This window comes from Bradyrhizobium sp. HKCCYLS3077 (assembly GCF_051167555.1).
Classification (GTDB): domain Bacteria; phylum Pseudomonadota; class Alphaproteobacteria; order Rhizobiales; family Xanthobacteraceae; genus Bradyrhizobium.
This window is the reverse complement of record NZ_JBNPTH010000004.1, coordinates 592,131-604,973: the sequence shown is the minus strand read 5'-3', so window position 1 is coordinate 604,973 and position 12,843 is coordinate 592,131. Positions and strand designations below refer to the sequence as shown.

At 65.9% G+C, this 12,843-nt stretch carries 11 protein-coding genes; 7 read left to right on the top strand and 4 right to left on the bottom strand.

Annotated features, from left to right (window positions below; translation table 11 throughout):
* The first annotated feature begins 110 nt into the window (after positions 1-110).
* The 3 genes from prfB (at position 111) to ACQR0Z_RS18950 (ending at position 3,132) form a co-directional block, all read left to right on the top strand.
* A protein-coding gene (prfB, locus tag ACQR0Z_RS18960) for a peptide chain release factor 2 (protein WP_434862273.1) occupies positions 111-1,245 on the top strand; the annotation gives its coding sequence in 2 pieces (ribosomal slippage) (positions 111-179 and positions 181-1,245; 1,134 coding nt in all).
* Positions 1,246-1,248: 3 nt separating this feature from the next.
* Complete coding sequence (locus ACQR0Z_RS18955) at positions 1,249-2,124, top strand: NAD(P)-dependent oxidoreductase (protein WP_434875898.1); 876 nt, start codon at positions 1,249-1,251, stop codon at positions 2,122-2,124.
* 96 nt (positions 2,125-2,220) lie between these two features.
* Positions 2,221-3,132, top strand: coding sequence for a DMT family transporter (locus ACQR0Z_RS18950; RefSeq protein ID WP_434875899.1), 912 nt, complete (start codon positions 2,221-2,223; stop codon positions 3,130-3,132).
* 46 nt (positions 3,133-3,178) lie between these two features.
* On the opposite strand, the gene upp is transcribed toward ACQR0Z_RS18950, so the two are convergent.
* Complete coding sequence (gene upp, locus ACQR0Z_RS18945; protein WP_434862270.1) at positions 3,179-3,814, bottom strand: uracil phosphoribosyltransferase; 636 nt, start codon at positions 3,812-3,814, stop codon at positions 3,179-3,181.
* Positions 3,815-3,873: 59 nt separating this feature from the next.
* Positions 3,874-5,604 (bottom strand): cation:proton antiporter, encoded by a 1,731-nt coding sequence (locus ACQR0Z_RS18940; protein ID WP_434919641.1) that lies wholly within the window; start codon positions 5,602-5,604, stop codon positions 3,874-3,876.
* 25 nt (positions 5,605-5,629) lie between these two features.
* Here ACQR0Z_RS18940 and ACQR0Z_RS18935 point away from each other — a divergent pair, with 25 nt between their 5' ends.
* Complete coding sequence (locus ACQR0Z_RS18935; RefSeq protein ID WP_434919640.1) at positions 5,630-6,190, top strand: DUF3124 domain-containing protein; 561 nt, start codon at positions 5,630-5,632, stop codon at positions 6,188-6,190.
* A 627-nt stretch (positions 6,191-6,817) separates the two neighbouring features.
* On the opposite strand, the gene ACQR0Z_RS18930 is transcribed toward ACQR0Z_RS18935, so the two are convergent.
* Positions 6,818-7,702 (bottom strand): PLP-dependent aminotransferase family protein, encoded by an 885-nt coding sequence (locus ACQR0Z_RS18930; RefSeq protein ID WP_434919807.1) that lies wholly within the window; start codon positions 7,700-7,702, stop codon positions 6,818-6,820.
* Between the two features lie 162 nt (positions 7,703-7,864).
* Positions 7,865-8,251, bottom strand: a complete 387-nt coding sequence (locus tag ACQR0Z_RS18925) for a GntR family transcriptional regulator (protein ID WP_434919639.1) — start codon at positions 8,249-8,251, stop codon at positions 7,865-7,867.
* 111 nt (positions 8,252-8,362) lie between these two features.
* On the opposite strand from ACQR0Z_RS18925, the gene ACQR0Z_RS18920 reads away from it, so the two are divergent.
* The 3 genes from ACQR0Z_RS18920 to metC all read left to right on the top strand — a co-directional run bounded on the left by ACQR0Z_RS18920 (position 8,363) and on the right by metC (position 12,771).
* A complete protein-coding gene (locus tag ACQR0Z_RS18920) occupies positions 8,363-9,511 on the top strand; it encodes a pyridoxal phosphate-dependent aminotransferase (RefSeq protein WP_434919638.1) in 1,149 nt (382 codons plus the stop codon).
* Positions 9,512-9,782: 271 nt separating this feature from the next.
* Entirely contained in the window at positions 9,783-11,447 is a 1,665-nt protein-coding gene (locus ACQR0Z_RS18915; RefSeq protein WP_434919637.1) for a methyl-accepting chemotaxis protein, read from the top strand.
* Positions 11,448-11,589: 142 nt separating this feature from the next.
* The gene (metC, locus tag ACQR0Z_RS18910; protein WP_434919636.1) at positions 11,590-12,771 is read left to right on the top strand and encodes a cystathionine beta-lyase; all 1,182 of its coding nucleotides are present in this window, start codon (positions 11,590-11,592) and stop codon (positions 12,769-12,771) included.
* The last annotated feature ends 72 nt before the right edge of the window (positions 12,772-12,843 follow it).

Below are 12,843 nucleotides of genomic sequence, written 5' to 3'. Positions count from 1 at the left end.
AACTGTTGCCGAGGCGGTGCAGAGCGATTGCGCTTTGCACCGCGCGCCGCTACATCCCCCACCAGACGTGACCGCCGCGGCCGTTTCGGCCGGGGCCCGAAGAGAGCGATATGCGCGCCGAAATCGAAAAAATCGTAGAAGAGATAAAGCAGTCGGTCGGGCTGCTGAGGAGGCATCTTTGACGTCGAAACATCGACGGCAAGGCTGGCCGAGCTGAACAAGCTCGCCGAAGATCCCAATCTCTGGAACGACCCCCAAAAGGCTCAGCGGCTGATGCAAGAGCGGACCTCTCTGGAGGATTCGCTGACCGGCATCGGCAAGGTCGAGCGTGAGCTCAGCGACAACATCGAGATGATCGAGCTCGGCGAAGCCGAGAACGATTCCGGGGTGGTCACTGAGGCCGAGAACGCGCTCAAGGAGCTGAAGAAGGAGGTCGCGCGCCGCGAGCTCGAGGCGCTGCTGTCCGGCGAGGCCGACAAGTTCGACACCTATCTTGAAGTGCATGCCGGCGCCGGTGGCACCGAGAGCCAGGACTGGGCTCAAATGCTGCTGCGCATGTATGTGCGCTGGGCTGAGACCCACGGCTTCAAGGTCGAGTATCTCGAAGAGTCCTTGGGTGAAGAGGCCGGCATCAAGTCGGCGACTATCCAGATCTCCGGTCACAACGCCTATGGCTGGCTGAAGACGGAAGCGGGCGTGCATCGCCTCGTCCGGATCTCCCCGTTCGATTCGAATGCGCGCCGGCACACCTCGTTCTCGTCGGTGCAGATCTTCCCGGTCATCGACGACTCGATCAAGATCGACATCAAGGAGTCCGACGTCCGCGTTGACACGATGCGGTCCGGCGGCGCCGGCGGTCAGCACGTCAACAAGACCGAATCGGCGGTGCGTCTGACGCACATTCCGACCGGCGTTGCGGTGGTCTGCCAGGCCGGCCGATCGCAGCACAAGAACCGCGCCCAGGCCTGGGACATGCTGCGTGCGCGCCTGTACGAAATCGAGCTGAAGAAGCGCGAGGAGAAGGCGGCGGCGGACCAGGCGGCCAAGACCGAGATCGGCTGGGGTCACCAGATCCGCTCCTACGTGCTGCAGCCGTATCAGATGGTGAAGGATTTGCGCACGGGCGTGCAGACCTCCGACACGTCCGGCGTGCTCAACGGCGACCTCGACGAGTTCATGGCCGCGACCCTGGCGCAGCGTGCCTTCGGCACGTCGCCGGGCGCCGTCATCGACGACGTGGATTAGCCGGTGGCGCGCGTCGCGTTCATCGGGCTGGGGCGGATGGGCCATGGCATGGCCGGCCGTTATCTCGATGCCGGCTATTCGGTGGCGGTGTGGAATCGCAGCAGGTCTAAGGCCGAGGACCTGATCGCGCGCGGCGCGCGCTGGTCGACCTCGCCGGCCGATGCCGCGATCGATGCCGACGCGGTCGTCACGATGGTCGCCGATGACGAGGCTTCGCGCACGGTATGGCTCGGGCCCGATGGTGCCGCGGCCACGATGCGGGTCGGCACCATCGCGATCGAATGCTCGACCGTCTCGCGCGACCATGCGCTGCGGCTGTCGCGCGAGCTGAATGCCCGCGGTGTCACCTATCTCGATTGTCCAGTGACGGGTCTTCCCGACGCCGCCGCGAGCGGCAAGCTCACGCTGCTGGTCGGCGCCGACTCTGCCGATCTCGACCGTGCTCGTCCGTATCTGACGCCGATCGGTTCGACCATCCGCCATTTCGGTCCCGTCGGTGCCGGCACCGTCTACAAGCTGATCAACAACCTGCTCGGCGCGATGCAGATCGCGGGTCTCGCCGAGGGGATTGCGATCGCCGAGCAGGCCGGGCTCGACATGAACCTTGTCCTCGAGGCGATCCAGAGCGGCGTGGCAGCGAGCCCGCAGGTACTGCGTCATGCGCCGCGGATGATCGCGCGCGACTTCGCCAATGCCAGCTTCACGGCGGCGCTCCGCCACAAGGATGCGGCCTATGCGCTGCGGCTCGCCGAGGAGCTGCTCGGCACGCGGCCGGTGATGGCGCAGGCGGCGGTCGAAGCGTATGCGCAGGCAAAGGCCGCGATGCCCGACGAGGACGAGGGCCGCATGATCGAGCTGGTCTCGCGGCCAAAGGGCTGATTTGGGCTGCGAGCCGTCGCATCGACGGAAAGCGGGTGGACAGTTTTCGGCGGCCGCTGCAACGATCAGGCAATATTCTAACAGCGGCGGGCGGTGATGGCAGTTCCCAACGACAGGATGGACCCGCGCGACTGGTCGCTGCTCGGCCTGCTGTCGCTGCTGTGGAGCGGCTCGTTCATCTTCAATGGCCTCGCCCTGAAGGAGCTGCCGCCGCTGACGCTCGTGCTGCTGCGCATCGCGCTGGCGGCCGCGATCCTGCTGCCGGTCTCGCGGCTGAGCGGGATCCGCATGCCCAGGGGGATCGGCGGCTGGCGGCCTTATTTTGCTGTCGCGCTGTTCAACAATGTTGTGCCGTTCTGTTTGATCGTGATCGGCCAGACCTACATCACGTCGGGTCTTGCCGCGGTTCTCAACGCCACCACGCCGCTGTTCACGATCGCGGTGATGGCTGCGGCGGGAGAGGAAAGCCTCTCGGCGCGCCGTGTCGCCGGTTTGATCGTGGGCCTCGCCGGCGTCGTGATCCTGCGGGGCGGGTCGGACATGGATGCCGGCTATGGCATTCTGTTCGGTCTCGGCGCATCGCTCAGCTACGGCATCGCCGCCCTGCTGGTGCGGCGTCACCTCGCCAACTCGCCGCCGCTTGCGACCGCGACCTTCCAACTGTCCGCGTCGAGCGTGATGATGCTCGTGATCGCGGGGATCGTCGACCAGCCCTGGCAGCTGCCGATGCCCGGATTGCAGACCTGGCTTTCGATCTGCGCCCTCGCGGCGCTGTCGACGGCGTTTGCCTACATCGTCTTCTTCCAGGTCCTGCGCCGTTCTGGTGCGACCAATGTGACCCTGGTGACGCTCATGATCCCGCTGACCACCATCCTCCTCGGATATCTCGTGCTCGCGGAGTCCATTGCCTTGCGGGAGATCCTCGGCGCGCTGGTGATCGGGAGCGCGCTGCTGGTGATCGACGGACGCATCTTCAATGTTCTGCGCGTCGCGCCGCGCGCGTCCTGACACTTCCTTGTGCAAGTCGTCACGCGGTCGCATCGATCGCGGCGTCCTACTTCGTGCCGAACATCCGGTCTCCCGCGTCGCCGAGGCCCGGCACGATATAGGCGTGGTCGTTGAGCTTCTCGTCGATCGCCGCGGTCCAGATCGGGATGTCCGGGTGCTCCTTTTCGAACTGCGCGATGCCCTCCGGCGCGGCGAGCAGGCAGACGAAGCGGATGTCGCGGGCGCCGCGCGCCTTCAAAAGCTCGGCCGCGGCGCAGGCGGAGTTGCCGGTGGCGAGCATCGGGTCCATCAGGATCACGGTGCGGTCGGTCAGGTCCTGCGGCGCCTTGAAGTAGTACTCCACGGCCTGCAGCGTGTTGGGATCGCGGTAGAGCCCAATATGCGCGATGCGCGCCGATGGCATCAAGGCCAGCATGCCGTCGAGGAAGCCGACGCCGGCGCGCAGGATCGGTGCGAGCGTCAGCTTCTTGCCGGCGATCTTCGGCGCCTTCATCGCCGCGATCGGGGTCTCGATGTCGACGAGCTCGAGCGGCAGATCGCGCGTGACCTCGTAGGCCAGCAGCATGCCGATCTCGTTCAACAGCTCGCGAAACCCCTTGGTCGAGCGGTCGCGCTCGCGCATCAGCGAGAGCTTGTGCTGTACCAGCGGGTGATCGACGACGTGAACGTTGGAATTGGCCATGATGTGGGTCTAACGGGCTCGGAGGTGGGGGAGGTGGGGAGCGAAGCTGTCAGCGCGTCTCACGGCAGCACCTCGCGACGGTCGGCCAGCATCGCTTCGGCCTGGCTTCGACGCTCGGACAACAGGCCCGCGCTGGAATCCTGGATCAGATTGAGCAGCACCTGCGCATCGCTGAGCCGCGGCACGGTCACGTAGTCGGCGCCGGCATTGTAGAGGTCATTGACGTCGGCGAGCAGGTCCGCGGTCGCCACGATCTTGGCCTTGGCATTGATGCTGCGGACGTGCCGCACCAGCTTCTCGTTGTTGGCGCCCTTGAGCAGAGAATCCGGGATGCTCAGAATGATCAGCTCGGCCTGACCGACGCCGGCATGGACCAGCGTGTCGACATTGCTGATGTCGCCATAGGTGACCTGGATGCCGCGGTCGGACAGGGTGCGGAACACCACGGGATTGAAATCGACCACGCCGATCTGCTCCAAGAGCGCCGGCTGGTTGCGCTCGATCTCGCTGAGCAGGGCGCTTGCCGTGCGGAAGAAGCCGAGCAGCACGATCGGACGGCCCGCGCCGTGCCCGCCGCCTTCATGGCCTGCCTCACCCTCCTTGCTGTCGTCGAGATCGTTCAATCCGACCCGCTTCAACAGCGGGATGGTCCGCCGCGCGATCGGGTCGGAGCGGACGATGACGAAGGTCGAGAGCACCGCCAGGAGCACGAAGGCGAAGGAGGCCGCGCTCGATGTGCCCGGCTTGAGATGGCCGGCGAGGGCGCCGGTCTGGATGATGACTAGCGAGAACTCGCTGATCTGGGCGAGGTTGAGCGCGGGCAGCAGGCTCGCGCGCAGGCCCTGCCGCATCATGTAGAGCGGCGTGAAGGTGGTCAGCAGCCGGCTGGCCACGGTGAACCCCGCGATGACAAGCGCCAGCCCGACCACCGACATCGTCGGGATCGGGATGGTCATGCCGAGCGCGACGAAGAACAGCGTGATGAAGAAATCCCGCAGGGTGGTGATCTTGGCGGTGACGTCGAGCGCGTAGGGAAAGGTCGACAGCGAGACGCCCGCGATCAGCGAGCCCATCTCGCGCGACAAGTGCAGCCGCTCGGCGATCTCGCCGATCAGGAAGCACCAGGCGAGCGCCCCCAGCATGATCAGCTCCGGCGTCCGCGCAATGCGGTGGAACAGCGGCGGCAGCACGTAGCGGCTGAGCAGCAGCGCGATCGCGACCAGCGCCCCGGCGCGGGCAAAGGACAACAGGATCACGCTGACATGCAGATCGTCGAGGCTCGGCTGCACCGCCAGGAACAGGATCGCGAACACGTCCTGCAGCACCAGCACGCCGAGCGTGATGCGGCCGGGCAGGGTGTCGAGCTCGCGCTTCTCGTACAGCACCTTGACGATGATCACGGTCGAGGACAGCGCGCAGGCGACGCACAGATACAGCGCGTCGTAGCTCTCGGCGCCCATCCGCATGCCGATGGCGACGAAGAACAGGATGCCGAGCGCGGCGCCGCCGAGCAGCTGGACGCCGCCGGCGATCAGGATCACCGGGCCGGCGCGGATGATCTTCTTCAGGTCGATCTCCAGCCCGATCATGAACAGCATGAAGATCAGGCCGAGCTCCGAGATCACCGAGATCGATTCCTGGGACTTGACCCAGCCGGTGCCGAAGGGGCCAATGGCGAAGCCCGCGACCAGATATGCGAGAATCGAGGGCTGACGCCAGTAATGCGCCGCCAGTCCAAGCACCCACGCAAACAGGATGCAGAGCGTGATGTCGCCGATCAGTTCATGCATGAAGCAACCCCCAAGGTGGCAACTTATGTCGCACCGCCGCGCAAGGAAACCCGCAATCTGTCACATCTTGACTGCGGTCCTCGCGCTGGGGCTCGCCGGCACCGCCGTGATGGGCGCGGCCCGGGCCGCCGACGCCATCACCACGACCTTCGCGGCCTCGCTGACCGCGGTTCCAGCGGATGCGGCGACCGTCGGCGGCGCGGTCTATGTTCCCGTCTATTCCAGCGTCGCGATGACCCCCGGCAAGATCCAGGCGGATTTCTCGGTCACCCTGAGCGTCCACAACGCCTCCGAGCAGCGGCCGCTGATTCTCCGGCGCATCAACTACTATGACACGGCCGGCAAACTGGTTCAGGCGCATCTGACCGAGCCGGTGGCGCTGAAGCCGTTCGCGACCATCGAGGTATTCGTGCCGACCAAGGACACCCGCGGCGGCACCGGCGCCAATTTCGTCATCGACTGGGCGGCGACCGGCGAGATCGCCGAGCCGGTGGTCGAGGCGCTGATGGTCGGCGGCATCGGCGCGGGCCACTACGCCTTCATCAGCCAGGGCCGCCCGATCCGGCTGAGCGGCGGGCCGCGATAGACGCGAGGCGGCCGGATTGCTGACACGCCCGCTGACAACGTCGGTGAGAGCCTGCAGAGCCATCCGTGGACCATCGACGGGCCGCCGTGGGCGGGCGCACCTCTTCATTGCCGCGGCACCAGCGTGCCCGGGATCTGCGGGAGGCTCGGGCCCTCGACAACGAGGGCGCGGGGAATGCCGGGTGAAGGCCTCACCCATGTCTTTTAAGAAATTGGCCCGCCTGCAGAAGAATAAGCAGGCGGCAGTCACCACAGGTTCAGCCGGTTCGACCCGGCATTCCCCGCGCGATGGTTTTACGGCTTATACGCGATCTCCCCGGGGACCGGGCTTTCTTGCCCCCGTCGTCGATGCCTTGCGTCTGCCGGCACCGGCTTGACCTCAGCGTCGGGAGGTCAGGACCACGCGACTTCGCCGTCCGCGCCACGATGCCCGTCATGCACTGCAGCCGCGTCCACCGCATCCCGCCCCAACGTCCGTGACGACGCGTACGCCCCTCGCAACGAGGCGAGATGGCGCGCATCATACATGATTTCTGGAAAAGAGAAAGTAAAATCTTCGGACCCGGCCTTGTCAGGTCCACCCGAACCTATCCGTCCGCGACCGAGACAGTCCGGCGTCGTCAGGGGATCAAGCGAGCATCTCTGACGCCAGTTCGCCAAGACGCTCCACGCTGCGCTCGACGCGGGCGTCCCAGTCGTGGCTGCAGCTCAGCCGCAGGCAGTTGCGATAGCCGCCGCTCGCGGTGAACAGCCCGCCGGGCACGAAGCAGATGCGCTCGCGCATGGCGCGGGTATAGAGCGCATCGGTGTCGAACCCCTTCGGCAGCTCCAACCAGAGAACGAAGCCGCCTTTCGGGTCGGTCATCCGCGTCGCTTTCGGAAAGCTGCGATCGACCACGCGGCGCATCCGGTCGACATTGCCGGCGAACACCTTGCGGATGCGCCTGAGGTGTGCGTCGTAGCCGCCCGAGCCGAGGAAGTCGGCCATTGCCTTCTGCGGCAGCGCCGCGCCGCTGAGCAACAGCGCGAACTTGGCGGCCAGGATCTGATCGTGACGGCGGTTGGCGGCGAGCCAGCCGATGCGATAGCCGGGCGCGATCGTCTTGGAGAACGAGCTGCAGAGGATGATGTCGGCCTTCGGACTGATCGCGGCGAAGGGGCGCGGCCGGTCCTCGCCGAAGCTGATGTCGCCGTAGATGTCGTCCTCGATCAAGGGCACGCCGTGACGCGTGAGTACCTTGGTGATGTCGGCCTTGCGTGTATCGGCGGTCCGATATCCCAGTGGATTGTTGAAGCTCGACGCGAGCAGGCAGGCCGACACGCGCCGTGCGCCGAGAGCCTTGTCCAGCGCGGCAACGTCGATGCCGCTCGCCGGATCGGTCGGCAGCTCCAGCGCGCGCAATCCGCGCGCCTCGAGCACCTGCAGCAGGCCGAAATAGGTCGGGGACTCGATCGCGACGGTGTCGACGGCCTGGTGGTCACGCTCAGAGCGATGTTCAACGCCTCGGTGCAGCCGTTGGTGATCAGCACGCCGTCGGGGGCCACCGCGTGCCCCTGTCGCAAGGCGCGGTCGGAGATCTGGGCGCGCAGCTCGGCATCGCCGTGCGGGTCGGCGTACACATTGTAGCGGCGGCCATGGACCCGCGCACAGCGGGCAAGATGGCGGTCGAGCCGTTCAGCCGCGAGCAGGCCGGCGCTGGGAATGGCACAGCCGAGCGGCGCATAGGATGGATCGCCAGCATAGGACAGCACGCTGAACACGGGATTGCTGACCGAGACCTGCGTGGCGCGCGAGCGGCTGCGAGACTGTCGGCAGCGCGCGCTGCTGGTGCGGCCTGACCATAACGTAGAAGCCGGATTTAGGCCGTGCTTCGAGCACGCCGCGATCCTCCAGCAGGCGATAGGCCTGCAGCGCCGTCGTCAGGCTGACCCCATGCTGGGCTGCGAAGCTGCGGACCGACGGCGCGCGCATTCCTGCACGCAGCACGCCGTCATCGACCAGCGCCGCAATGCGGTTGGCGAGCGCTTCGTACAGGGGCAGAGCAAGTGTGCGATCGTCCATACAGACGATCCAAGCGCAAATCTGTTCTGGTTACAATCGCCGCGGTCTGTATCTGTCATCCAGGCTCGTCGCGGCGGTAGCGTCCCTTGCAGGTTTTCCTGGAGGTCTCCGATGACTTATGTGCCGCGCCGCTTTCCGCATAACGACATCATGTCCCTGACCTCACAGCCGGTCCGTTTCGATCTCGCCGAGAGCCTCGGTCCGGATCTCCGGCTCGGCGATGTGTTTGCAGATCGCCGAGGTGACGAACTGCAGGATCTTGCGCTCGCCTATGGGCCGACAGAGGGCCGGGCGGAATTGCGTGAGCTGATCGCGGCGCGCCATGGAGTCACGGCGGACGACGTCGTTACGACCGCCGGCTGCATGCAGGCGCTGTTCCTGATCGCCTTCGTTTTGAGCGAACCGGGAGCCGAGGCGGTGATCGGGCAGCCGGCCTTTCCCAACGCGCGCACTGTGCTTCAATCCGCCGGCATGAGCGTTGCCGACCTGCCGGTCAGGTTCGACGACGGGTATCGTCTCGACCTCGATCGGCTGAGAGCGCTGCTGACGCCACGGACGCGGCTGGTCAGCCTGGCGTCGCCGCAGAACCCCTCGGGCGTCGCCCTGACGGATCGCGAATTGCGCGATCTGCTCGCAACCCTGGACGCGATCTGCCCTGGCGCTTTCCTGCTGCTGGACGAAACCTACCGCGAGGCGGTGTATGGCGAGGCGGAGGTCCGGCCGAGCCTCGTCGGGCGCGACCGCCGCCTTATCAGCTGTGCATCGCTTTCCAAGTCCCACGGCGCGCCTGGCATCCGCATGGGATGGCTGATCACGCAGCACCCGGGGCTTCGGACGCAGCTCATCCTGGGCAAGTTCAACACGACAATCTCCAACTCCGTGGTCGACGAAGCGCTCGCGTTCCGGATTATGCAGCGAGGAGAGACGATCATGGAGGGCCGGAGGCGGCATCTTGCGTCAGGACTGGCGCGGACCGCGGCGTTCGTCATCGCTCATGCGGACCTGATCGAATGGGTCAGGCCGGATGCCGGCGCGCTTTGCTGCGTCAGGCTCAAGCGCAGCGTGTTCGGCGACAGAGACGTCCCGCGCTTCCATGACGAACTCGCGGTTCGCGAGACCCGCGTCGCTCCGGGATCGTGGTTCGCGGATGAGCCCCACGTGGTCCGCCTCGGATTTGGCCTGCTGGGATTGCCGGATCTCGATGAGGCGCTGGGGCGGGTGTCGGAGGCGCTGATGACCGTCGCAGCGTCGAAGCAGTGACCTAGGATTGATCCGGCACCGTGCGCGTTGCTGAGGAGCCGCGGCGATCGAGCGGGCCGGCTCTGAATCGCAGTCATCAGAAGGAATGCCGGAGGCCACGCCGGTCCATGTTCCACGCGGGAACAATCAACTGAACGAGGGAACTCACTCTTTTTGCAGTTAGTTGCGATGTTCGCGTTGTGCTCGTTTACAGTTACTCAACGAGGTTGTGCAAATTGTTTGCAGTCGTAGATGGCCACTACGGCTATCGGCAATGTGGGGGATGCCGGACGTGTTCACTCTCTATGGCAAGGCGGTGAAGCACGCGCTGGCGGAGGTCAAGGCGATCGACCGCTCCCAGGCCGTCATCGAGTTCGACCTCGACGGCAATATTCTCGACGCGAACGAGAATCTCCTGAAGATGAGCGGCTACACGCTCGCGGAGATCAAGGGCAAGCATCACAGCATCTTCGTTAGCCCGGCGGAGCGCGATAGCGCGCGGTATCGCGATTTCTGGGCGAGCCTCCGGCGCGGCGAGTTCCGGACCACACAGTACAAGCGGTTCGGCAAGGGTGGCAGGGAGATCTGGGTTCACGCGTCCTACGCGCCGCTGCTCGACGACGATGGCAACGTGGTCAGCTTCATCAAGTTCGCCACCGATATCACCGCCGACAAGATCAAGGACATGGAGGACGCCGGCAAGATCGCGGCGATCAACCGCGCCCAGGCCGTGATCGAGTTCAACATGGACGGCACCATCATCACGGCGAACGACAACTTCCTGTCCGTGATGGGCTACACGCTGGACGAGATCAAGGGCAAGCACCACGGCATGTTCGTGACGCCCGAGGACCGCGCGAGCCCGGCCTATCCGGCGTTCTGGGCCAAGCTCAATCGCGGTGAATTCGAGGCGGCCGAGTACAAGCGGATCGGCAAGGGCGGCAAGGAGGTCTGGATTCTCGCGACCTACAATCCGATCCTCGACGAAACGGGCAAGCCATTCAAGGTCGTGAAGTTCGCAACCGATGTCACGGCGCAGAAGATGCGAGCCGCGGATAGCGGAGGTCAGCTCGCGGCAATCCAGAAGTCGCAGGCGGTGATCGAGTTCAACATGGACGGCACCATCCGCACCGCCAACGAGAACTTCCAGCAGGCCATGGGATACACGCTGGCCGACATCGTCGGCCAGCATCATTCGATGTTCGTCGAACCGGCCGAGCGCCACTCGGCGGCCTATCAGGAGTTCTGGGACGCGCTCAGGCGCGGCGAATACCGCGCGGCTGAGTACAAGCGAATCGCCAAGGGCGGCCGCGAGATCTGGATCCAGGCCTCCTACAATCCGATCTTCGACCTGAACGGAAAGCCCTACAAGGTCGTGAAATACGCCACCGACATCACCGCGCAGGCGATCGGCCGCAAGAAGGCCGACAACGCCCGGGAGCTGATCGATGCCGTCGCCGCCGGCAGCGAGGAAATGAGCGCGTCGATCCGCGAAATCTCCGAGACCATGGCGAAGTCGCGCGAGAATTCCAAGGTCGCGACCAGCCGTGTCGAGGCCGCGGACGGCCAGGCCCAGCGGCTGAATGCGGCATCGCAGGCAATGAGCGGCATCGTGGAGATGATCGCGGGCATCACCGGGCAGATCAATCTGCTCGCCCTCAACGCTACGATCGAATCGGCCCGTGCCGGCGAGGCCGGACGCGGCTTCGCCGTGGTCGCCTCGGAGGTGAAGAGCCTCGCGAGCCAGGCCAAGCATGCGACCGACACGATTTCCTCGGAGATCGCAGCGCTGAACACGATCGCGGGCGACGTCACGGGCTCGCTGACCATGATCAAGGCAGCCATCACCAGCGTCAACGAGTTCATCGCCTCGACCGCTGCGGCGGTCGAGGAACAGAGCACGGTGACGGCGGATATGGCCGCCAACATGCAGCGCGCATCGGCGGAATTGGCCTAGCCTGTTCGCCGGCCCGGGGGGGAATGACCGCGCATTTCAATCTGCGCTCGGCGCGCCGGGCTCGCCACGTCAAAATTGCGGGCGCAACGCACACGGCCCGCGCGATTGTGGTAGCACGGCTTCCTGTCCTTGCGAGGTTCCCATGCACGATCTCACCCGCTGCGTTCAGCATCCCGCCGTGTCCCAGGACGGCTTCAAGTCGCTCTCGGTCGCCACCTATCGCGCCTCGACCATTGTCTACGACGACCCGCAGGCCTTCGCGCGGCGGGTGGAGCGCGGGCTCGACGGCTACACCTATGGCCTGCATGGTACGCCGACCACGCGGACGCTCGAGGCGCAGCTGACGGCGCTGCATGGCGGCGAGCGTACCGTGCTCGTGCCCTCCGGCCAGGCTGCGGTGGCACTGACGATGCTCGCCGTGCTCAAGCCCGGCGACAAGGTGCTGATCCCGGACCACGTCTATCCGCCGGTGAAGGGGCTGTGCGCCGGCTATCTCGCGGACCGCGGCATCGCCCACCAGATCTATGATCCCCTGATCGGCGGCGGCATCGCCGAGCTCATCGATTCCGCCACGCGGCTGATCTGGATGGAGTCGCCGGGGTCCGGCACGATGGAGGTGCAGGACGTTCCGGCGATCGTGGCGGCGGCAAGAGCGCGCGGCGTGCTCACGGGATGCGACAACACCTGGGCCAGCCCGCTGCTGTTCAAGCCGCTGGCCCATGGCGTCGACTTCGCGGTGGAGGCGCTGACCAAATATGTCGGCGGCCATTCCGACCTGTTGCTCGGATCGATCACGGTCAAGGATCTGAGCTTGCGCAAGGCGCTGAAGGATGTGCTCGGCGTGCTCGGCATCGGCGTGTCGCCGGACGAGGCGGCGCTGGCGTTGCGCGGCATCGAGACCATGGGCGTGCGCATGGCGCATTCCAGCCGCGTCGCGCTGGATTTTGCCAAGCGCCTGCAGGAGGCGCCCGCGGTGGCGCGCGTGCTGCATCCGGCGCTGCCGTCCTGCCCGGGGCACGAGGTGTTCGCGCGCGACTTCGCCGGCGCCAGCACCGTGTTCAGCATCGTCATCAAGCCGGAGCGCACGCCACGCATCGATCAGGCGCTTGGCAAGCTGCGGCTGTTTGCGATCGGCGCGTCATGGGGCGGCACGCACAGCCTGATCGCGCCGATGGACGTCGTGGCCGGCCGCACCATCAGGCCATGGGATGAGCGCGAGGGATTGGTGCGGCTGAGCATCGGCCTGGAGGAGCCGGGCGAACTGTGGGAGGACCTGTCGCGCTTTCTCGAAGCCCTCGGCGTGTCGACGTCCGCGAGCGCATAGCGTTGTGGCCGGTCTGCATCAGATGCTGACGTGGTGCAGCAGTCCGGAATGCTACGGTCTCGCCGCCGGGCT

Bases quoted from the DNA above. Each gene is read 5' to 3' on its own strand.
- ACQR0Z_RS18950 (WP_434875899.1), top strand. From the start codon at position 2,221: ATGGCAGTTCCCAACGACAGGATGGACCCGCGCGACTGGTCGCTGCTC.
- upp (WP_434862270.1), bottom strand. From the start codon at position 3,814: ATGGCCAATTCCAACGTTCACGTCGTCGATCACCCGCTGGTACAGCAC.
- ACQR0Z_RS18940 (WP_434919641.1), bottom strand. From the start codon at position 5,604: ATGCATGAACTGATCGGCGACATCACGCTCTGCATCCTGTTTGCGTGG.
- ACQR0Z_RS18935 (WP_434919640.1), top strand. From the start codon at position 5,630: ATGTCGCACCGCCGCGCAAGGAAACCCGCAATCTGTCACATCTTGACT.
- ACQR0Z_RS18925 (WP_434919639.1), bottom strand. From the start codon at position 8,251: ATGGACGATCGCACACTTGCTCTGCCCCTGTACGAAGCGCTCGCCAAC.
- ACQR0Z_RS18920 (WP_434919638.1), top strand. From the start codon at position 8,363: ATGACTTATGTGCCGCGCCGCTTTCCGCATAACGACATCATGTCCCTG.
- metC (WP_434919636.1), top strand. From the start codon at position 11,590: ATGCACGATCTCACCCGCTGCGTTCAGCATCCCGCCGTGTCCCAGGAC.